Below are 21,842 nucleotides of genomic sequence, written 5' to 3' on the forward strand. Positions count from 1 at the left end.
AAGCAATGTAAAACTTATAGTTTTACATTGCTTTTTTTTAGTGCTTGTGAAAAAATAGCTTACTTCTGAAAGTGCCTCAAGAATACTCGATCATTTTTTAGAGCTGTTTTCTAAATTTTCGAGGTAATTTTTTTATCGATTTTATTTGAATGTTTTTGTAAAATACTTCTGCAGCTTCAGACTGAATTTGAATTCTACCTTTTGTTAAAGGTTCAATTTCTCCTTCAGCATTTTGGAATTTCGAATTATACAATGCCATCACTACTTTTCCATTTACAACATGCAAACTTGTTCCTTCAAAACAAATAAGTTCTAAAGTATTCCATTCTCCATGAGGTTTTTCATTATCAAAACCTTTATTTGCATGATTTGGAGGTAAACGTTGTAAACTAGAAAACGGGTGTAAAGTTCCGTTTTTTGTATAGCTAAATTCTTTTTCTCCATCTTTTTTTTCTGATGGAATATTTATTAAAGTACCACCTAAACCATAATAATCTCCTAAATCTCCTTCTTGTACTTGAAATTCTTGAGAAGACATCCATACATTCCAAAAAGTAGTATAAGGCCCATAACAGTGATATAAGATTCCACTATCTCTTTCCCTTAAAAGACGAGGTTCCCAAACTTTTTCTTCCCATTTAAATTGTAGTTTTAAATGATAGTTTTCAAACTCTTGCTTACTGGTTAAAGCACCATAAATTTCACCAGAAATATGTAATATATTTTCGCTGTTTTCTTTTTTAAAAACAAAAACATTTTTTGGATCATTATTTAAGCCTAAAGGTACTGCGTTTTTGCCATTACTATTTGGATCTACATTTTCTAAACCCTTAATAGTTTTATGAGGTGCTCCAATAAATACATCCCAATTTTTGGTGTAATCATCTTCAAAAAGAGGTGTCCATTTTTTAGTTGATGGTTGTTTTATTTGTTGCAAATTAGCAGCCCAAAGAATGCCTCCTTTTATCATTTTTTGAAAACGAATATCTAAATAAGAATCTTTTGTGTGGCCTAAACCTGTGTAAAAAACACGACCACCATCATAATGATGATGCCAAGTTATGGGATGATTTTTGGTGTTCATCTTTTTACCTTTATAAGAAGATTCATCAAGCAAAGCTAGTACATTTACGTGTTTGGCAACTGGCTTTAAAAAATTATACCATTCATCTTTAAACACAACTTTTTCTTCTAGATGAATTATGGCAGGATGTTCTGTAGTTTTATCTATAAGCAAAGTTGCATTTTGCACTTTTGGATGGTCTTTAAAAGTAGCTCCTACCATATTTGTAAACCAAGGCCACTCTTTTTCAGTATCAGATGCAGCATGGATTCCTACAAATCCATTTCCATTACCAATATATTTTTGGAATGCTTTTTTTTGATTTTCATTTAAAATATTTCCACTCGTATTTAAGAAAACAATTACGTTATAATTTTTTAAATTTTTTTGGGTAAAGTCGTTTCCATCTTCAGAAAAATCTATTTTCCAGTTTGTTTCTTTTTGCAGGCTTGTAAAGTAATTAATTCCAGCAGGAATCGATTTGTGCCTAAAAGCAGCTGTTTTGGTAAACACTAAAATGGCTGGTTGATTTTCTTGAGCAAATTCAGTAAAAAAAGAGAATAGGCAAAAAATTACAATTAGTTTTTTCTTTAAATTCATTTTTTAATTATTTAATACGTTCTATTTTTTCGTTTACGCATTTTATTAGCTTGTTTATTTCCTTTAAATTTCTCTTTTTCTGGATTCCAAATAAGTGTTTCGCCTAATTCATAAGCAATATTTGCAGCGTTGCAAACAGTGGCTGTTCTATGTCCAATTTCTGCGTGGCAAATAGGCTGCTTGTTTGTTTTTATGCCATCTATCCAATTTTGATAATGGTTTCCTTGGTTTTTCATTATAAATTCTAAATCCACATTAATGGCATCTTTTAAAATAGATGCAGGTGTTGTTTCTAGATAACCTCTGCTTACATCCATAGTGCCTTTTGTTCCAATAAAACGAACACCCCATTTTCTACCAAAATCTTCATGCACCATTTCAATGCCATTTTCATAAAACATTTTTAACCCTCTTTTTGCAGTTGTATTTTTTGGAGGTATAAATTTTACAGGACCTGTATGATCCATATTTAAACACCATTGTGCAATATCAAACATGTGTGCTCCCCAATCTGCTAAAAGTCCTCCACCAGTTTCTTTATAATCTCGCCAATCTGGATATTTTTGCACCAATTTAGGTGCAATTTTATCATTATAACCAATTAAAGGAGCAGGCCCACACCATTTGTTCCAATCTAGTCCATTTGGTATTGGTTCTGTTGGTAAATCATAAGTTCTTGCAGGATCTCCAACATTTACTAAAACTTTTTTAATTTCTCCTAATTTTCCAGAACTTACAATTTCTTTGGCAGTTATAAATTTAGCCCAAGAACGTTGCATGCTTCCTGTTTGAAAAATTGTATTTGTTTTTAGCACAGTATCTGCAATAGCTCTGCCTTCTGCAATGGTATTTGTTAATGGTTTTTCGCAATACACGTGTTTGCCAGCATTCATAGCATCTATAGATTGTATGGCGTGCCAATGATCTGGTGTGGCTACAATAATGGCGTCAATATCTTTTTGGTTAAGCAAATTGTTATAATCCAAATACGTATCTACTCCTTTAAAAGAGCTTAAATTTCTGTGTTTGGCATATAAGTTTTCAAGATTGTTTTTAAAAAAAGTTCTTTTAGAATTCCAAACATCAGCGCCAGCAATAATTTGAACGCCAGTATTTGAAAGAAATTTATTAGATAAGATATTGCCTTGTTTTCCCAAACCAATAACTCCTAAATTTATTTTATCACTGGGTGCAATAAATCCCTTCCCTAAAACATGTCTGGGCAGAATTGTAATACCTGCAAATACCAAAGAGGTGTTTCTTATAAACTTTCTTCGAGATAAAATGTTAGAGTTTTTATCTTTTCTGTTTGATGCACTTTTATCTTTTGTTTCCATTTTATTGCTGAATCATACTTGTTTTTAGAGTCATTTTTTTTCAAAATAAAATTCGTTTTTTTATTTTCAATTTTAAAAGATAACAAGATAAGTTTTTTTTACTAAAAATTAGATGCTAAAATATTCCAACGTTTTTTGTTGAATATAAGAACGTTAAAATACAATTAACAACAAGAAAAAAAACCTTACAGTGCAGGATACAAATAAATGATTATTTCTATACTATTGATATTCATAAAACAGTAAAAAGTAAATCGCAAAAATGAGAAGTATTGCACTTTTAATAATTATAAGTTTTGTAGGTATTGTAAATGCTCAAAACATTCGTCACATAGAAACTGTAAACGATAATTGGCATTTTTATAAAGGCGAATTAGAACTTCCTTTTTCTATTGATAAAACAAAAGTTTGGGAGCCTGTAACCATACCTCATTCTTGGAATACGCAAGATATTTTAGATGATACAGATGGGTATTATAGAGGAGATGGTTGGTATAAAAAAACAATGGTTGTTCCGCAGATTTATAAAAATCAGCAAGTATTTTTATTGTTTGAAGGGGCAAATCAAGTAACTACTTTATATGTAAATGGTAAAAAAATAGATAAAGATCATATAGGAGGTTACACCACTTTTGCAAGAAATATTACAAATGCTTTAAAAGTAGGGGAGAACCAATTATTTATAAAAGTAAATAATGCGCATAATGATGAAATTGTGCCACAATCTGCAGATTTCTCTTTTTATGGTGGTATTTATAGAGACATTCATTTAATTATTACCAAACCTATACATTTTGAAGTGGCTAATGTTGGTGCAAATTCGGTTTTTATTAGCACTCCAGAAGTTTCTAAAACCAAGGCAAAAATAGCTGTAAAATCTAAATTAGTAAGACCAAAAAAGGGAACATTTTATGTAAAACATTCTTTGGTTGATGCTGATAATAATCTTGTAAAAACTATAAAAACCAAATCTAAATTTGAAAAAGATAATGTTTCTGAGTTTTTAATTGAAAACCCTAATTTATGGTCTCCAGAAAAGCCGTATTTGTATAAATTAGTTACAGAAATTGTAGATAAAAACGATGTTGTTTTTGACAGAGTAGAGAATCCTGTGGGTTTTAGGTGGTTTCATTTTAATGCCAATAAAGGTTTTTTTATCAACGGAAAAAACACTAAATTAATTGGTACTTGTAGGCATCAAGATTTTTACGGAAAAGCAAATGCAGTAAGTGATGAAGTGCACAGAAACGATATGAAATTATTAAAAGAAATGGGTGTTAATTTCTTAAGAATTGCTCATTATCCTCAAGATCCTGCTATTTTAGAAATGTGTAATAAAATGGGAATTGTTGCTACTGTAGAAATTCCTTTTGTAGACAAGGCTGCTGCAAATGAGGCTGGTAAACAAAATAGTGTAAAAATGTTACAAGAAGCCATTCGTTTTAACTACAATCATCCTTCTATTGTCGCTTGGAATTTAGGGAACGAAACTACTATGAAAGCGCCAGACAAATTAGGCGAAGAATACACAAAACATTTTATAGAAACGCATAAAGTTTTAGCAGAAACCATTAAAGAAGAAGACAAAACACGTTATTCTTATTCCGTATTTTTTAGAGAACCAGCGTATCAAAATAAATTAGGCATTAGAAATACACAATTGGTAGGTTACAACAAATATTACGCTTGGTACAAAGACGAATTAGAAGACGTAGATAGAAATTTAAGAGATTTGGTAAAACGTACACTAGCTTTAAATCCAGGCAAACCTTTAATTTTAAGTGAATATGGAGGAGGAGCAGATCCAAGATTAAGAACGTATAACCCAACCAGATTCGATTTTAGTGTAGAATATCAATTTTTATTGCACAAAGCTTATATGAAAGCAATTTTAGAGATTCCAGAAATTGTGGGTGCCAATGTTTGGAATTATGCCGATTTTCAAGTAGAACACAGAAAAGATGCAGTGCCACACATAAATAATAAAGGTTTGGTTTCTGCTGATAGAAAAAAGAAAGATGCCTATTATTTATACCAAGCTTTATTAAATAAAACGCCATTTGTAGCTATTGCTTCTAAAGGATGGTCTAAAAGAGCAGGTATTGCAGATACAATTAATGGTACTGTTGCCACACAACCTATTACTATTGTTGGTAATGGAAAAGAAGTAGAATTACTTGTAAACGGAATCTCTTTAGGTAAAAAAATATTCGATTTTTCTACCACAACTTTTAATGTGCCTTTTCAACAAGGACAAAATTTAATTGAAGTAATTTCTGAAAAAGATGGAAAAACAATCAAAGATTTTACGCATATAGAATTCACGTTACAACCTAAAAACTTAAAAAGTAAAACCAATCCGTTTAAAGAAATTGCCATTAATGTAGGTTCTTATTGTTATTTTATAGAAACCAATAATGTAGATTATCTTTGGTTGCCAGATAAAGCATATACAAAAGGCAGTTTTGGTTTTATTGGTGGAGATTATTTAAGATTTAAAAGCAAACGAAGAAATAATATTGGTACCAATGTTAGTGTAAAAGGTACAGAAAACGATCCTGTTTTTCAAACACAAATTATTGGTTTAGAAGCTTATAAGTTTGATGTTCCAAAAGGTACGTATGAATTAACTTTAGCCATGGCAGAGTTAAAATCTAGAGGAGAAAATAGCATGGATATTTTAGTAAATGGTAAAAAAGTTTGGGAAAATCTAAATTTAAAAAAGGAGTTTGGTAATGACAGAAGTGTAACAAAACGTTTTACAATTTCTGTTTTTGATGAAAACGGAATTACCATAAATTTTAGGGCTTTAAAAGGAAAAACTAGGTTAAGTGGAATTAAATTAAGGAAGGTTAATTAAAAATTATTATTAAATTTTAGTTTATATGAATTTGTTTAAAATTATAGTAGAAAAAGTAATTTGAACAGTACATTTTTTTTGAATACGGAGCAATAAAAGTTATTTAAAATTGTAGATAATTACCTACAGAAATATTGTTTTTAAGAGAAAAAAGTATAATCGCTTTTAATAATGATTTAAACAGCATCAATATAGCAAATATGCTGTTTTGTAAAAGTTAGTTTTAGTTAGCAAAAAAAATAATAAAAAAAACAGTATAGTACAGGATACTGTTAGAAGATAAAATTTCTATATTGCGATATAAATTTATTATAAACTTAAAATTTTTTTAATTATGAAAAAACATTTACTTAAATTATCATTATTAGCATTTGTAATGCTTTTTAGTGCATCATCAATTCAAGCACAAGCATTATATACAGTACAAGGTTCATATAAGATTTCAACATCAGGTGTTACACCAGAACTTTACATGACAATTAGTCAATCAGGTGGTTTAGAGTGGGCAGCAGAATTGCCAGGTGATGATCCAACACAAGTTTGGACTATACAGGATCATACTATGCCACTTTCAGCAGGATATGTGCAAATTACTGCATCAATTCCTGGTCTTGCAGATTTTACTATGGTTGCAGATCAATCAAGTATTGATGCTAAAAACATTAGACTGACTGTCAGACCTGGAAATCCAATAATTGACACTGAAGATGCTAATTACGGTTTTGATCAATTTCAAAGAAGAAAAGCTAAAGTAGGTGCAGATGGTTTAGCTGACTCTGAAGGAACTAACCCAGCAGCTGGAAACAATGCTTTATTTGTGAAAATACCTTCTGAAGGAGGTTCTAGATATGGAGCAATACCAACTGCAGCAGGTGAAGCTGTTCAGTTTGATGGTGCAGGTATTGATGTACTTCAATATCATCTTATAGAAGAATTAGTTTTAGATATAAACACATTTAGCCAAGATGCTTTTACAGTTTCTAATCCTGTAAGTAGCCAGTTATTTATTAAAGGTGATACATCAGCAGTTAACCAAATTGTACTTTACTCTGTTTTAGGAAACAAAGTATTGGCTCAAACAATTAACAACACTAGTGGAAGTATCAACCTTAATGTAAGTAACCTTTCAAAAGGAATTTATATTGTTGAAATTAATGGTGAAAATGGTCAGAGATTAACAAAGAAAATAATTAAAAAATAAGTTTTAGTAACTTAATTTTTGTTATAAACATTCTATCTTTATTTTTAAAGATAGAATGTTTTTTTTTAATCAATTTTTAGAAAAATAATAAAATTATGAAAAGACTAGCTTTTAAAATGAAATTAAATCCTGGGCAAAAAGAGGAGTATACAAAACGTCATAATGAGCTTTGGTCAGAATTAAAAAAGCTTTTGAAAGATAATGGAGTAAGTGAATATTCTATTTTTTTTGATGAAGAAACACATACCCTTTTTGCTTTTCAAAAAGTATCTGGAGATGGTGGATCACAAGATTTAGCATCCAATGAAATTGTAAAAAAATGGTGGGATTTTATGGCAGATATTATGGAAGTAAATCCAAATAATTCTCCGATTTCAAAACCACTTGAAGAGGTTTTTTATATGCCTTAATTTTTTAATACCGAAGGTTCATATTTTTTATAAGAACTATTTGTTTTTATTTGCAGGTCATTGCAAGATGGTTTAGTTGTTTTTCAGCCTTAAATTTATAGAATTAAATAAAACAGTAAGAATGAAAAAAATTAAAAGCTATTTTCTAGGTTTCCAGACTATTTTCCTTTTCGTAAGTTTTTTTTCTTTTTCACAAGTAACTTTTGAGAAAGAAGTAAAAATTACAGATATAGGTTTACATTTTAATGGCAGCAAAGTAACAAGTGGTGCAAAATTTAATGCTGATGATGGAAATACCAATTCCTACGATTATTATTTTGGAACAAGTATATCAGCAAAAGGTGATTGTCTAAAAACGTATGGAGACTTTGTTTTTATGACTTGGTATAGAGGAGGAGAATCTGATCGTTATGTAATGTTAACACGTTACAATACTACAACAGGTAAAAGTGTAGATATAGAGTTTCCTCATAGACATACAGGATTTCAAAATAAACCTTGGATAGGCGAATCTCATAATACAATAGCAGTAGCTATAAGTCCTTTAGATGGCACAATTCATTTGTTATATGATATGCATGCTTATGGTACATCAAGACCATCAAATGGTAGTTTATCTAAAGATTATTTTAGATATAGTTATTCCGTAAAAAATGCTGCATCTCTTTCAGATGAAAATTTTACTTTAGACAAGTTTGTAAAAAACAGTGCTAATGGTTACAAACATTTAAGTTTAAATAGTGGTAAAACTGGTTATCCAGATGAAGAATATTCTAAATACGCAGCTTTAACCTACCCACAATTTTTCACTAACGACTTAGGAGATATTTTTATGTACATGCGTGAAGGTGGAAATAATAATGGTGCTTACAAGTTTTCTAAATACGATACAACCACTTCTGTTTGGTCAGATTTTACACATTTCAATGTCTTAAATGCCAAAAGTCAATCTGGTATAACGCACAATTGGGGACTTTATGGAAATATGAAATATGTAAATGGAAAAATAAGAATTGGTTTTCAAAGAAGATCTGCTAATAATAGCGATAAATATCTATATCAAAATGGAGTTTATTATGCCTATTCAGATAATCAATCAGGAGCAGATAGTTGGAAAAATCACTCTGGAGAATCTTTTACATTGCCTCTATATGATGCAGATAAAATTAAAGTAATGGAACCTGGAGATTATGTAAATACAACACAAGAAGATCAAGTATATATTGTAGGTAATTTTGACTGGACAGTTACTCAAAATGGAGATGTACATATTATTAGTAAGGTTCAGGATAGAGAAAATAATGTTACAAAATCTTTACATACCTACAAACCTGCTGGCGCCTCAGATTTTATAACTACTGAAGATTTTGCAGGGGGAACATCTATTTATACTGCAGGAGATGACGTATTTATTATTGGTCTAAAAAACAATAGAATTTTTGTACAAAAAACGCAAGGAGGAACAAATAAATTTACCACAGTTTATCAAGCAACTTCAGGCAGGTCTTTTGATCACGGAAGAGTGCACATTGCAAATGGGAAACTCTATTATTATTTAATGGAGAAAAAATCTGGAAATGCACAACCTTTGTATTTACAAATTATAGATTTAGACATTGTAAAAGAACCTTTTAGAGTTTCAATTACAGCTCCCGAAAATGGGCAAAAAGTTAAAGTCGGAGAAACTATTGCAATTACTGCAGATGCCGTTAATGAAAATGGATCAATCTCTAAAGTAGAGTTTAAAATTGATGATACTCTTTTTGAAACAGCTACATCAGCACCCTACAAAGTAGATTGGATTCCTTCTGCACAAAAAGAGTATAAATTACAAGCTATAGCTTACAATCAATCTAATGAATCAGTTACATCTACAGAAATTACTGTAACAGCAAGCGTATTTAATCCTGAAGATTTAACAGAAGATATTTATAGATTAAGAAATGTAGCCACAGGAAAATTTTTAACAGATTCAGGAGCAGCTGCTACACCAGTTACTATGACAGATTCTGGTATAGCACAAAATACACACTGGACTTTTGTAGAAAGTGGATCTTTTGTGAATATTGATAGCGAAACATATGGTGTTTTGCGTGGACCAGGAGCTGGTTTTGCTGGTGGAGCTTATAGGGTAGTTAGTACTGGTAAAGCACCACCAACTGCAGATAATGATAAAGTTTGGCAAATACATTATAACGCCTCAGATGAAACATATAGATTTCAATCTGGTAATAGTGGTCGATTTTTATACACTGAAGAGAATGGAAATGTAACCCATATTATAGTTAATGAAACAGATAACAGAAGTAAATGGAAAGTGATACCAACAAGTCAAACGTTAAGTATAGATGATAATAAAATAGCAGATACTTCAATTAATATTTATCCTAATCCAGCCAATAATAATTTTACAATAGCAGTTAAAGGAATAAATAAAGCTGATATTAAAATTTATAATTTGATAGGAAAACTTATTTATCAGGCTTCTACAGATAAAGAAACTACGCTAATTAATAATTTTGGAAAATTTAAATCGGGTATTTATTTAGTTAGAGTTATTGGTGATAATCATAATATTTACAACCAGAAGCTTATAATTGAGTAAAAAAGTAAGACATTTTATATTTTTAGAAAAGAAGGAAATAATTTAATTGTTTCCTTCTTTTTATTTAGATTATTTACGGACAGTTCAGGATAGTTTTTGAGAAAAAAAACAGCAACTTGCTTTATATCAAAATGAAATTCTAAAAATTTACAAAATCAACCTTAAACAATGTCTTTTAAAAGTAATTTCAGATGTATTTTTTACGCTATAAGTTGTTTAATCCTTGTGAGCTTAATTTCTTGTACAAAAGAAACTGTATTAGATAGTGCAGACGAGTTAACAATTTCAGAAGGTTTTAAAAATCCAATAGGTTTTTACAACTCAAAACCCACTTTCTCCTGGAAATTACCAGCTTCAGAAAGCAATAAAAGTCAATCTGCATATCAAATTGTAGTTGCAAGTACTCCAGATTTATTACCAGATAATGCTGATTTATGGGATTCTAAAAAACAAAAAAGTAATCAATCTACTTTTGTAAAATATCAAGGTCAAGCACTACAATCGCGTCAAAAAGTATATTGGCAAGTTAAATATTGGAATCAAAATGGAGAAGTATCTCAATGGAGTAATATCAATTCTTTTGAATTTGGGTTGTTAAAAAACTCAGATTGGAAAGCAAAATGGACAGGATTAGATACTGCAAAAGATAGCATTAAAGGTGTTAGAAAGTTTTTAATGCACAGACCACAATATTTAAGAAAAGGTTTTGAGTTAGCTTCTGATGTTGTTTCAGCAAGAATGTACATTACAGCAAAAGGTGTTTTTGATGTGCATTTAAATGGAAAAGACGTTAGTAACGATGTTATGACTCCGGGTTGGACACCATACAATCATCGTATAGAAACATTGACTTATGATGTTACAGAAATGCTATCTTTAGGAAAAAATGCATTGGCTGTAGAGTTAGCTTCTGGTTGGCATTCCGGAAGAATTAGCAGAGGTAAAGCGGTATATGAAAACTTTGCATCACCTAAAATTTTGTGTCAGTTAGAAGTGACGTTGAAAGATGGAACAAAAACAATCTTAGTTTCTGATGAATCATGGAAAGGTACTACGAATGGTCCAATAAGATTGGCAAGTCTTTATGATGGTGAAGTCTATGATGCTAACTTAGAAATTCCAGATTGGACAACCGCTACTTTTAATGATGCGTCTTGGGAAGTAACAGAAACAGAAGTTATTTCTGAAGATGTAAAGTTAGAGCCAAAGCGACATGAAACGGTTAAGACAACTGAGATTTTAGAAGATGTTGAAATTGTTTCAAGTACAAAATCCTCTGTAATATTCAATATGAAACAGAATATGTTGGGTGTTCCAAAGGTTAAAGTTCCTATGAAAAAAGGAGACACGCTTACCATTCGTTTTTCTGAAATGTTACTGTCAGATGGTACGTTTTATACTAAAAACTATCGTTCAGCAAAATCAACAGATTATTATATTGCATCAAAAGATGACATTATAGAGTATACACCAAAATTTACATTTCACGGATTTCAATATATAGAGTTATCGGGATTTGACAGTTCAGCAAAGCCAAGTTCTACTTGGATAAAAGGTTTGGTGCAACATTCTGATATTAAAAAGAACGGTTCATTTACATCATCGCATCAAAAATTAAATCAATTACAAAGTAATATTACTTGGGGGTTACGAGATAACTTTTTTGATGTGCCTACAGACTGCCCACAACGTGACGAACGTTTGGGTTGGACAGGAGATGCGCAAGTAATTGCACCAACAGCATTGTTCAATTATAGTACTCACGCTTTTTGGACGGCTTGGTTGCAAAGTCTAAGAGAAAATCAGTCTGAACACAAAAATGGTTTAGTGCCTTTTATAGTGCCAGATGTATTGCAAAACAAAAATGGTGGTTCTGGTTGGGGCGATGCCTGTGTTATTGTTCCTTGGGATATTTATAACATAACAGGAGATGTTACTGTACTTGAAGATAGTTATGAATCTGCAAAAAAATGGGTTGGATACTACCAATCTAAAGTTAGAAAAAAACCTTATATCCCGATAATGCATTCTTTTGGAGATTGGTTGCAGCCATATCCTTCTAAAAGTTTAAAAAAGGGAAATAGAGGAGATACGCCAAAGGAATTGATTAATACCGCTTATTTTGCGTATTCCGCACATTTAATATCTAAAATTGCTGGTGTTTTAGGTAAAACGGATGATGCAAAAAAATATGCAGCTTTATACAAAGCTGTTGCCAACGCTTTTGAAAATGAATTTTTTGATGAAAACGGAAAGTTTAAACAGGAAAGACAAACGCAAACAAGTTATTTACTAGGTATATATTTAGAATTATTTCAACCAGAAACCAAACTAAAAGCACAGAATCACTTGCTTGAAGAAATTAAGAATGCCGATTATCATTTAGGAACAGGATTTTTAGGAACACCAATTTTACCTAAGGTTTTAGATGATATGGGCGAAATTGATTTAATGTATAAAATACTATTTAAGGAAACTTATCCGTCATGGTTTTATTCAATCAATCAAGGCGCAACGACTATGTGGGAACGTTGGAATAGTTTTAGTAAAGCCGATGGTTACAACCCACAAAGTATGAACAGTTTAAACCACTACGCTTACGGTGCTATTGGACAATGGATGTATGAGCGCCTCGCAGGTTTAGCACCTTTGGCTCCTGGTTATAAAAAAATAAGAATAGCACCTTTACCAAATACTGAGTTTTTAACATCAGCTTCAGCAAGTGTAAAAACACCTTATGGAAAAGCGTCATCATCTTGGGAAATTGAAAACGGAACCTTTAACTTAGATGTCGTGATTCCTCCAAATACAACCGCAGAAATTCATTTACCAAAAGGAGCATCAAAAAGTGAATTATCTATAAATGGTAAATCAATAGATGAGCTTTCAAATATTAAATTGATAGAAACCAAAGACAAAATTGTTATTCTATCTGTAAAATCGGGAACATATCAAATAACAACCAAACTAAATTCTTATGAATAAAAAATCAATTTTCAATAGTTGTATCATCGTTTTTTTAAGCCTACTTAGTTTAGGTTTTATATCTTGTGAAGAACAGCCTGTATTAGAAAGTGCATCAGAGTTAACCATTTCAGAAGGTTTTAAAAATCCACTAGGTTTTTACAATCCAAACCCAACATTTTCTTGGAAATTACCAGTTTCAGAAAACAATAAAAGTCAGTCTGCATATCAAATTGTAGTTGCTTCAAGTCCAGATATGTTGCCTGATAATGCAGATTTATGGGATTCAAAAAAACAAGAAAAAGACCAATCAGTTTGGATAAAATATCAAGGAAAACAATTACAATCGAGACAAAAAGTATATTGGCAAGTTAAATATTGGAATCAAGATAAAGAAGCTTCAAATTGGAGCGCCATCAATCATTTTGAATTAGGTCTATTAAATAATAAAGATTGGAAAGCAAAATGGATTGGTTTAGATACTAAAAAAGAGAAAGTTTTAGGAAGTGAAAATAATATAATCCACAGACCACAATACTTAAGAAAAGATTTCGAATTATCTAATGATGTAGCATCAGCAAGATTATATATTACAGCAAAAGGTGTTTTTGATGTAGCTATAAATGGAAAAGATGTAAGTGACGATGTAATGCCTCCAGGATATACACCTTATAAAAAACGTATAGAAACCATTACTTACGATGTTAGCAGTTTCATAGAATCTGGGCAAAATACTATTGGTGTAGAGCTTGCTGCTGGATGGCATTCAGGAAGATTAGGATGGCAAAAATCTTATTGGATTGATACAGAAACGCCTAAAATGTTATGTCAATTGGAGCTAACTATGAAAGATGGTTCAAAAGAAATGATACTTTCTGATGAGAATTGGAAAGGAACTACAAATGGTCCTATTAGACTTTCAGAAATTTATGATGGTGAATCTTATGATGCCAATTTTGAAATACCAAATTGGAATACGAATAATTTTAATGATAAAAATTGGGAAACTGTAAATGCATTTTCGACCACTGATGACATTCGTTTAGAACCTAAAAGACACACAACTGTAAAAACAAAAATAGAACTAGCAACTAAAGAAGTTCTTGAAAAAGATGGTGCTGCAATTTTTGATTTTCAACAAAATATGGTGGGTGTGCCTTTGATAAAAGTTCCGATGAAAAAAGGGCAAACATTAAAGGTTAGATTTGCAGAAAAATTAGCTCCAGATGGCACATTCTATACAAAAAACTATAGAGGTGCCTTATCCACAAATTATTATACAGCAAGTAAAGATGGTGTTATTGAATACAAGCCAAAATTTACTTTTCACGGGTTTCAATATGTTGAGTTGAGTGGATTTGATAAATCAAAAGAACCGTCAAAAGATTGGGTTACTGGTTTAGTCCAATATTCAGATTTTGAGGAAAATGGAACGTTTACATCATCTCACGAAAAATTAAATCAGTTGCAAAGTAATATTGTTTGGGGATTAAGAGGTAATTTCTTTGATATTCCTACAGACTGTCCTCAACGTGATGAAAGAATGGGTTGGACAGGAGATGCGCAAGTTTTTGGACCAACCTCTATGTTTAATGCAGATGTGTATAAGTTTTGGGCAAGTTGGATGCAAAGTGTACGAGAATCGCAGTACGAAAATGGAGGGATTCCTTGGGTGGTACCAGATGTTTTAAATAATAACAAAGTAAGTGCTGGTTGGGGAGATGCTTGTACCATTATTCCTTGGAAAATTTATCTAAGAACAGGTGATAAAAAAATCCTCGAAGAAAATTTTGAAATGATGAAAGCTTGGGTTGCTTATCACGAAAACACCTCTAAAAATGGCATCTCTAAGATGGGCTTTTTTGCGGATTGGTTACAGCCACTTCCTGAAAATGGAGACAATAGAGGAGATACTTCTAAATCTTTAATCGGTACTGCATTTTTTGCACGCTCAGCAAAACTAACCGCTAAAACAGCCAAAGTTTTGGGTAAAACAGCTGAGTTTGAAAAATATAATACTATATATAAAAATGTAGCAAAAGTTTTTGAAAAACGTTTTTTTGAAAATGGAAAAGTAAAAGGTAAGAATGTCACAGAAACACAAACCTCTTATTTACTAGGTTTGGCTTTTGCATTAATTTCAGAGGAAAATAAAGCAAACGCTAAAAAACATTTATTAAGAAAAATAGAAGAAGCAGACAATCACTTAAGAACAGGATTTTTAGGAACTCCATTATTATCTAAAGTTTTAGATGAAACTGGCGAAATAGATTTAATGTACAAATTGTTGTTTAATGAAACCTATCCATCTTGGTTTTATTCCATCAATCAAGGCGCAACAACTATTTGGGAACGTTGGAATAGTTACAGTAAAGAAGAAGGGTTTAATTCTCAGAAAATGAATAGTTTAAATCATTATGCCTATGGTGCAATTGGCGAGTGGATGTATGAGCGTATTGCAGGTATTGCACCTTTAGAAGCAGGTTATAAAACAATTAGAATTGCCCCACAAGTTAGGCAACCTTTAACTTCTGCTGCTGCAAGTGTAAACGTTCCTTATGGAAAAATTTCTTCTTCTTGGGAATTGAATGGAAATGAGTTTCAGCTGCATTTAGAAATTCCGCCAAATACAACTGCAAAAGTTAGTATTCCTGGAGATATTACAAAAGCATTATTGCTAAATGGGAGTAAGGTTGTAGATGATGAAAATGTAAAAGTAGAAAGTAAAAAAGCACAATCTTTTGAGCTCTTAGTGCAACCTGGTAGTTACAAATTCACATCAAAATTTTAGTTGGTGTTTTTTAAGTATAATTAATTGTAAAAACTCAAAAAAATAAATGATTAGTAACAAAATACAATTATAAATTATATAATATATTTGGGCGTTCCCAAAAGGGTCGGGCTTTTCGCTATATCTTTTGTTTTTTATTTCCGTAAGTTTAGAAAATTTAAAAATCATATAGAATAGCATAAAACATCACTAGTATTTATAGAAAAAACAAAAGGATGTCGCTGCAATCCCTAACGCAATCTCGTTAATTCAATTAAATAAATTACCTTAACAAAAAGCTTATTAAAACACTAAATACCTTTAATAAATGAAAAAAATAGTATTCTTATTTTGTCTTACCTTATCTGTTTTCACAACTTTTGCTCAACAAGAAAAACCAAACGTATTAATTTTTTATGTAGATGATTTACGTGCAGAATTAGGATGTTATGGCAGTGAAACAGCCAAAACACCAAATATAGATAATCTAGCAAAAGACGGAGTATTATTCAACAAAGCTTACGTTCAGCAAGCTATTTGTGCGCCCTCTAGAATGAGTACTTTAACAGGTTTACGCCCAGAAACATTAGGTATTTATAGCATTTTTACACCACTTCGTAAAATACACAAAAAGGTAGTTTCTATGCCTCAATTGTTTAAGAAAAACGGTTATAAAACGGTTAGTATTGGTAAAGTCTATCATCATAGTGTAGATGATAAAAAAGTATGGACCAATTATTTTGGAAAAGAAGCAAATAGCTATGTAAAACCAGAAAATATAGCGTTAATGAAACGTTTAAAAGCCGAAGGCGTAAAACCACTTAAAGGGCCTGCTTTTGAAGATGCAGATGTTGCAGATGATGCTTATAAAGATGGGCGTGTATCTAATTACGCAATACAAACCCTAAAAGAAATTAAAGACGATAAGTTTTTAATGTTTGTAGGTTTAAGCAAACCACATTTACCTTTTAATGCACCAAAAAAATATTGGGATTTATTTGATAGAAATAGCTTTAAAATTCCTTCTAGAAAAAAACCAGAAGGAATGTATCGTTTGGCTTTGAGCAAATGGGGAGAATTAAAAGGCTATTATGGTATTCCTAAAGAGGGCGATTTAGACGATGAGTTAACAAAAACTTTAATCCACGGCTACCATGCTTCCGTAAGTTTTATTGATGCGCAAGTAGGTAAAATTATGCAAACTTTAGAAGAACTAGATCTTAGAAAAAATACGATGGTTATTTTTATGAGCGATCATGGTTATAAAATTGGCGAATATGGTGCTTGGTGCAAACATTCTAATGCAGAAATAGATGTAAGAGTTCCGTTAATTATTAGTAGAGAAACCAATTATAAAAAGAGAAATACAGGTAAAACTTCTAATGCTTTGGTAGAAAATGTAGATATTTTTCCAACTTTAGTAGAGGTTTGTGATTTAAAGAATGCTCCTGTTTCTGATGGTAAAAGTATAACCCCAGTATTAAATAAGCCAAATATAAAATGGGATAAAGCTGCCTATAGTGTGTATGCTAGAGGGACAAAAATAATGGGACTTACCACAACCGATGGAGATTGGAGGTATACAGAATGGAGGAATTCGACAACGCATAAAGTTTTAGAAGGAGAGTTGTATAAACATAAAAACAGCTTGGTTTCTTATGTAAATTTATATGGAAATAAAAAGTACAAAAAAGTAGAAAAGAGGATGAAAAAACTACTTGAGATACAATTTCCTAGTGATGGTAAAGCTTTTTTACAGCATGATATTCCAAAAAAAAATAATATAATTTTTTTTAAAAACTAAATATTTATTTGGGAGTAGTTCATAAGAAAACTTTTTATTTGAAGTGATTTTTGCAATAAATAGATTGGTGCTCTTTGTTTAAAATTTAACTTAACCTAGGAGTACAGGATACAACCCAAGAAAATCTTATATAGTTTTAGGGTATTATAAATTTTAGTATTTTTATTACATAAAAATTAAAAACATGAAAAAAATTGTGAGTTTAACTGTATGTTTATTTGCAGTAATTTGTCTTAGTAGTTGTTCTCAAGTAAAAAAAGAGGAAATACCTTGGACATCGTTAATTGAAGACAATACCCTAAATGGTTGGGAAATTAAAGGAGGTAATGCAACTTATAGTATTGATAAAGGGGTGATTACAGGAACTACTGTGAGTAATACACCAAATACTTTTTTATCAACAATAAAACATTATGATGATTTTATATTAGAGTTAGAATACAAAGTAGACCCTAGTATGAATTCTGGGATTCAAATAAGATCAAATAGTTTACCTCATTATAGAGACGGAATGGTACATGGTTATCAGATAGAAATTGATCCTTCTAAGAGAGCTTGGAGTGCAGGTATTTATGATGAAAAACGTAGAAAATGGCTCAATACACTTAAAAATAATCCAGAAGCTCAAAAAGCTTTCAAACAAAATGAATGGAATCATTACAGAATTGAAGCAATTGGTGATACATTAAAAACATGGATAAACAACGTGCCAGCAGCTTATTTAATAGATGATAAAACAGCATCTGGTTTTATAGGTTTACAAGTACATAGTATACATGGAGACAAAAAAGCAGGAACTACCATTTCTTGGAAAAATGTAAAGATATTAACTAAAGATTTGGCCAAATACTCAAAAAATACACCTATAGAACCAATTCTAACAAAAAATCAATTAACTATTGATGAAAAAAGAACGGGTTGGAAAATGCTTTGGGATGGAAAAACTACAAAAGGTTGGAAAGGAGCTAAATTAGATTCATTTCCAACAAAAGGATGGGAAATTAAAAATGGAGAATTATTAGTGCTTTCTTCTGGTGGAGCAGAATCAGCTGCAGGAGGAGATATTGTTACTGAAAAACTTTATGGAGATTTTGAGTTAAAAGTAGATTTTAAATTATCTCCAGGAGCAAATAGTGGTATAAAATATTATGTAGATACCAATATAAATAAAGGGCCAGGGTCATCTATAGGCTTAGAATATCAAATTTTAGATGATGCCCTACATATTGATGCAAAACGTGGAAGCCATGAAGGAAGTAGAACAGTATGTTCTCTTTACGATTTAATAAAAGCAAACCCTAACAAACCAATGAATGCTATTGGAGAGTGGAATAGTGCTTATATTAAATCAAAAGATAATCATGTAGAGCATTGGCTAAATGGAATGAAAGTTTTAGAGTATGATAGAGGAAGCAAAGCATTTTTAAAAATTGTGTCAAAAAGTAAATATAAAAAATGGCCAGGTTTTGGATTATTAGAAAAAGGTCAAATTTTATTACAAGATCATGGAGATCTAGTATCATTTAAAAATATTAAAATTAAATCATTATAATTTTATGACATCTAGAAGAAATTTTATAAAAAAAGCAACATTAGCAGGTGCAGCAATCACTGTTGGAAATTCTGCTATGGCAATGTCTGCTAAAAGTTACAGAAATATTATTGGAGCAAATGATAGGTTAAATATTGCAATAGCTGGTTTGGGTAGAAGATTAAATGCATTTAAAGGACCTATAGCAGCAAAAGAAAGTAATGTTAATTTATCATATTTATGTGATGTTAAAGAAAGTCAGCGTCTTAAAGGGTTGAAACAGTTTAGAGAGCATATAAATTATGATCCTAAATTAGAAAATGATATTAGAAAGGTTTTAGATGATAAGGATGTAGATGTATTAATAAATGCAACTCCAGATCATTGGCATACTCCAGGTTCTATTATGGCTATGAAAGCAGGCAAGCATGTCTATGTAGAAAAGCCATGTAGTCATAACATGTATGAAAATGAGCAATTGGTTAAAGCATCGAAACACTTTAATAAAGTGGTTCAAATGGGAAATCAACAACGTTCATCTGGACACACGATTGAAATTATAAATGAAATTCATAATGGTATTATAGGAAAACCATACAAAGCTGTGGCGTTTTATAATAATAGAAGAGGTGAAGTACCAGTACAAAAAAGTGCACCAGTACCAAATGGTTTAGATTGGGATTTATGGCAAGGTCCAGCCCCAAGAAGAGCATATACTTCTGAAACTTGGAATTACAATTGGCATTGGTATGGTTGGCAATATGGTACTGCAGAAGCAGGAAATAATGGAACGCATGAATTAGATGTAGCACGTTGGGCTTTGCAAGTTGATTTTCCAAATCATGTATATGTTGAGGCTGAAAAACGACATTTTTTAGATGATGGTTGGGAAATGTATGACGATATGGAAGCAACTTTTAAATTTGAAGATAACAAAACCATTAAATGGGATGGAAAATCCAGAAATGGATATGGTACTTATGGACCTGGAAGAGGAACAATCATTTATGGTACAGAAGGTTCTGTTTTTGTAGATAGAGGATCATATACTTTATACGGAAGAAATGGAAAGGTTATTAAAACCAGTGAAAACAAATCAAATGAATCAGGTTTAGCTTTAGGAGGTGGAGGAAATACATCAACAAAACATGTTCAGAATTTATTTGACACGATTCGTGGTAAAACTCAATTAACGGCTCCTATTGATGATGCTAGTAAAAGTATGGCAATGGTACATTATGCCAATATTGCTTATCGAATTAATAAAGGGTTTGATATAGATGCTATTTCAGGTAAAATGTATGATAGAGATGCCATGAAGCTCTGGTCTCGCGAATATGAATCTGGCTGGGAACCAAAATTTTAATAAGCAACAATACTACTAAAGCCTGATAAATTTATCAGGCTTTATAATTAGTACTAAATTAATTTCTAAAAATAATAGAAAGTTTTGAAATGGATAGACGTAAATTTCTAATAAAAGGAGGTGCTGCAACAGCAGCAGTAATAGCATCATCATCTGTTTTTGCTAGCATTGGTAATGAGTTAGGTTCTAAAAAAATTAATATCGGTATTATTGGTACTGGTCAGAGAGGAAGTGGTTTAATACCTTTTATAAACGAAATTAAAAATTTAAATGTACATGCCTGTTGTGATATTATACCCTTTAGACTTAATAATGCATTGAGTAGAACTAATGGAAAAGCAAAAGCATATAATGATTATAAATTATTATTGAGAGACAAAAAAATTGATGCTGTTGTAATAGCAACACCCTTTAATACACATTCTCAAATAGCAATTGATGCTGTAGAAGCAGGGAAACATGTATATTGTGAAAAGACAATGGCTAAAGGTTATAAAGGAATTTATGATTTGGTAGCTAAAGTGAAACAATCTAATATTATTTTTCAAACAGGTCATCAATACCATAGTTCTAGGCTCTATACCCATGTAGTTAAAATTATTAAAGAAGGCAAAGTAGGAAATATTATAGCGTTTGACTGCCAATGGAATAGATTTGGTAATTGGAGGCGTAAAGTGCCAAAGCCTAACTTAGAAAAAGCAATTAATTGGAGAATGTATAAAGCTTATTCTGGAGGGCTTGTTGCAGAATTATGTTCGCATCAAATAGATTTTGTGAATACTATTTTAGAGCAAAACCCATTACAAGTTATGGGAACAGGTGGTGTTGATTATTGGAAAGATGGTAGAGAAACCTATGATAATATTCACTTAATTTACAACTACCCAGAAGGTGTTAAAGCTAAATTTACTTGTTTAACAAGCAATGCAAAAGAAGGGTATCAAATTAAAGTGATAGGAGATAAGGGTACTTTAATAATAACCACAAATTCAGCAAAATTTTATCCAGAGGGTAAAAAAAGAAAGAAAATTAAAGCACCTAAAGATGTTGATGGTGTTTCTGGTGCTACATGGCAAAAAGATGATTTAGGTTATGGAGAACCTATCAATATTGTTCATGACAACCCAAGCAAACAAGCATTGTTAGATTTTAGAAATAGTATTTTAGATAAAAAAGAACCAGTTTCTAATGTTATTACTGGAGCCAAAGCAGCTGTTTGTGTACAAATGGGTTTAGATGCCATGTATAAAAACGAAATTATATATCAAGATTTAAAATTTGAATTTTAATAAAATTTATGAGTCACAAAAAAATATTTTATGAAATAGTAT

General features: G+C 31.1%; 12 protein-coding genes. 10 read left to right on the forward strand and 2 right to left on the reverse strand.

What is annotated here, in order from left to right:
* Positions 1-97 precede the first annotated feature (97 nt).
* Together Q0731_RS11490 and Q0731_RS11495 are read right to left on the reverse strand one after the other, a co-directional pair.
* Positions 98-1,663 carry a ThuA domain-containing protein gene (locus tag Q0731_RS11490; protein ID WP_299064215.1) on the reverse strand — a complete coding sequence of 522 codons (1,566 nt, stop codon included), beginning with the start codon at positions 1,661-1,663 and terminating at the stop codon, positions 98-100.
* 11 nt (positions 1,664-1,674) lie between these two features.
* Positions 1,675-3,000, reverse strand: a complete 1,326-nt coding sequence (locus Q0731_RS11495; protein WP_299064217.1) for a Gfo/Idh/MocA family oxidoreductase — start codon at positions 2,998-3,000, stop codon at positions 1,675-1,677.
* A 262-nt stretch (positions 3,001-3,262) separates the two neighbouring features.
* On the opposite strand from Q0731_RS11495, the gene Q0731_RS11500 reads away from it, so the two are divergent.
* The 10 genes from Q0731_RS11500 to Q0731_RS11545 all read left to right on the forward strand — a co-directional run bounded on the left by Q0731_RS11500 (position 3,263) and on the right by Q0731_RS11545 (position 21,800).
* On the forward strand, positions 3,263-5,860 hold the full coding sequence (locus Q0731_RS11500) for a glycoside hydrolase family 2 TIM barrel-domain containing protein (RefSeq protein WP_299064219.1): 2,598 nt from the start codon (positions 3,263-3,265) through the stop codon (positions 5,858-5,860).
* 334 nt (positions 5,861-6,194) lie between these two features.
* On the forward strand, positions 6,195-7,061 hold the full coding sequence (locus Q0731_RS11505) for a T9SS type A sorting domain-containing protein (RefSeq protein WP_299064221.1): 867 nt from the start codon (positions 6,195-6,197) through the stop codon (positions 7,059-7,061).
* A 95-nt stretch (positions 7,062-7,156) separates the two neighbouring features.
* Entirely contained in the window at positions 7,157-7,471 is a 315-nt protein-coding gene (gene rhaM, locus Q0731_RS11510) for an L-rhamnose mutarotase (RefSeq protein WP_299064223.1), read from the forward strand.
* A gap of 121 nt (positions 7,472-7,592) precedes the next feature.
* Entirely contained in the window at positions 7,593-10,076 is a 2,484-nt protein-coding gene (locus tag Q0731_RS11515) for a BNR-4 repeat-containing protein (protein WP_299064225.1), read from the forward strand.
* Between the two features lie 225 nt (positions 10,077-10,301).
* Positions 10,302-13,061 (forward strand): family 78 glycoside hydrolase catalytic domain, encoded by a 2,760-nt coding sequence (locus Q0731_RS11520; RefSeq protein WP_299064227.1) that lies wholly within the window; start codon positions 10,302-10,304, stop codon positions 13,059-13,061.
* The gene (locus Q0731_RS11525) at positions 13,054-15,831 is read left to right on the forward strand and encodes a family 78 glycoside hydrolase catalytic domain (RefSeq protein WP_299064228.1); all 2,778 of its coding nucleotides are present in this window, start codon (positions 13,054-13,056) and stop codon (positions 15,829-15,831) included. Before Q0731_RS11520 ends, Q0731_RS11525 begins: the two co-directional genes overlap by 8 nt.
* A gap of 307 nt (positions 15,832-16,138) precedes the next feature.
* Positions 16,139-17,614 carry a sulfatase gene (locus Q0731_RS11530; protein WP_299064229.1) on the forward strand — a complete coding sequence of 492 codons (1,476 nt, stop codon included), beginning with the start codon at positions 16,139-16,141 and terminating at the stop codon, positions 17,612-17,614.
* 184 nt (positions 17,615-17,798) lie between these two features.
* A complete protein-coding gene (locus Q0731_RS11535) occupies positions 17,799-19,166 on the forward strand; it encodes a DUF1080 domain-containing protein (protein WP_299064230.1) in 1,368 nt (455 codons plus the stop codon).
* Positions 19,167-19,170: 4 nt separating this feature from the next.
* Positions 19,171-20,511 (forward strand): Gfo/Idh/MocA family oxidoreductase, encoded by a 1,341-nt coding sequence (locus tag Q0731_RS11540; RefSeq protein ID WP_299064232.1) that lies wholly within the window; start codon positions 19,171-19,173, stop codon positions 20,509-20,511.
* An 89-nt stretch (positions 20,512-20,600) separates the two neighbouring features.
* The gene (locus Q0731_RS11545; RefSeq protein WP_299064235.1) at positions 20,601-21,800 is read left to right on the forward strand and encodes a Gfo/Idh/MocA family oxidoreductase; all 1,200 of its coding nucleotides are present in this window, start codon (positions 20,601-20,603) and stop codon (positions 21,798-21,800) included.
* Positions 21,801-21,842: the final 42 nt, after the last annotated feature.

Origin of the sequence: uncultured Polaribacter sp. (assembly GCF_947497695.1) — a bacterium.
Lineage (GTDB): Bacteria > Bacteroidota > Bacteroidia > Flavobacteriales > Flavobacteriaceae > Polaribacter.

Coding starts and splice junctions, on each gene's coding strand:
- Q0731_RS11540 (WP_299064232.1), top strand. CDS start 19,171: ATGACATCTAGAAGAAATTTTATAAAAAAAGCAACATTAGCAGGTGCA.
- Q0731_RS11495 (WP_299064217.1), bottom strand. CDS start 3,000: ATGGAAACAAAAGATAAAAGTGCATCAAACAGAAAAGATAAAAACTCT.
- Q0731_RS11490 (WP_299064215.1), bottom strand. CDS start 1,663: ATGAATTTAAAGAAAAAACTAATTGTAATTTTTTGCCTATTCTCTTTT.
- rhaM (WP_299064223.1), top strand. CDS start 7,157: ATGAAAAGACTAGCTTTTAAAATGAAATTAAATCCTGGGCAAAAAGAG.
- Q0731_RS11545 (WP_299064235.1), top strand. CDS start 20,601: ATGGATAGACGTAAATTTCTAATAAAAGGAGGTGCTGCAACAGCAGCA.
- Q0731_RS11530 (WP_299064229.1), top strand. CDS start 16,139: ATGAAAAAAATAGTATTCTTATTTTGTCTTACCTTATCTGTTTTCACA.
- Q0731_RS11500 (WP_299064219.1), top strand. CDS start 3,263: ATGAGAAGTATTGCACTTTTAATAATTATAAGTTTTGTAGGTATTGTA.
- Q0731_RS11525 (WP_299064228.1), top strand. CDS start 13,054: ATGAATAAAAAATCAATTTTCAATAGTTGTATCATCGTTTTTTTAAGC.
- Q0731_RS11535 (WP_299064230.1), top strand. CDS start 17,799: ATGAAAAAAATTGTGAGTTTAACTGTATGTTTATTTGCAGTAATTTGT.
- Q0731_RS11515 (WP_299064225.1), top strand. CDS start 7,593: ATGAAAAAAATTAAAAGCTATTTTCTAGGTTTCCAGACTATTTTCCTT.
- Q0731_RS11505 (WP_299064221.1), top strand. CDS start 6,195: ATGAAAAAACATTTACTTAAATTATCATTATTAGCATTTGTAATGCTT.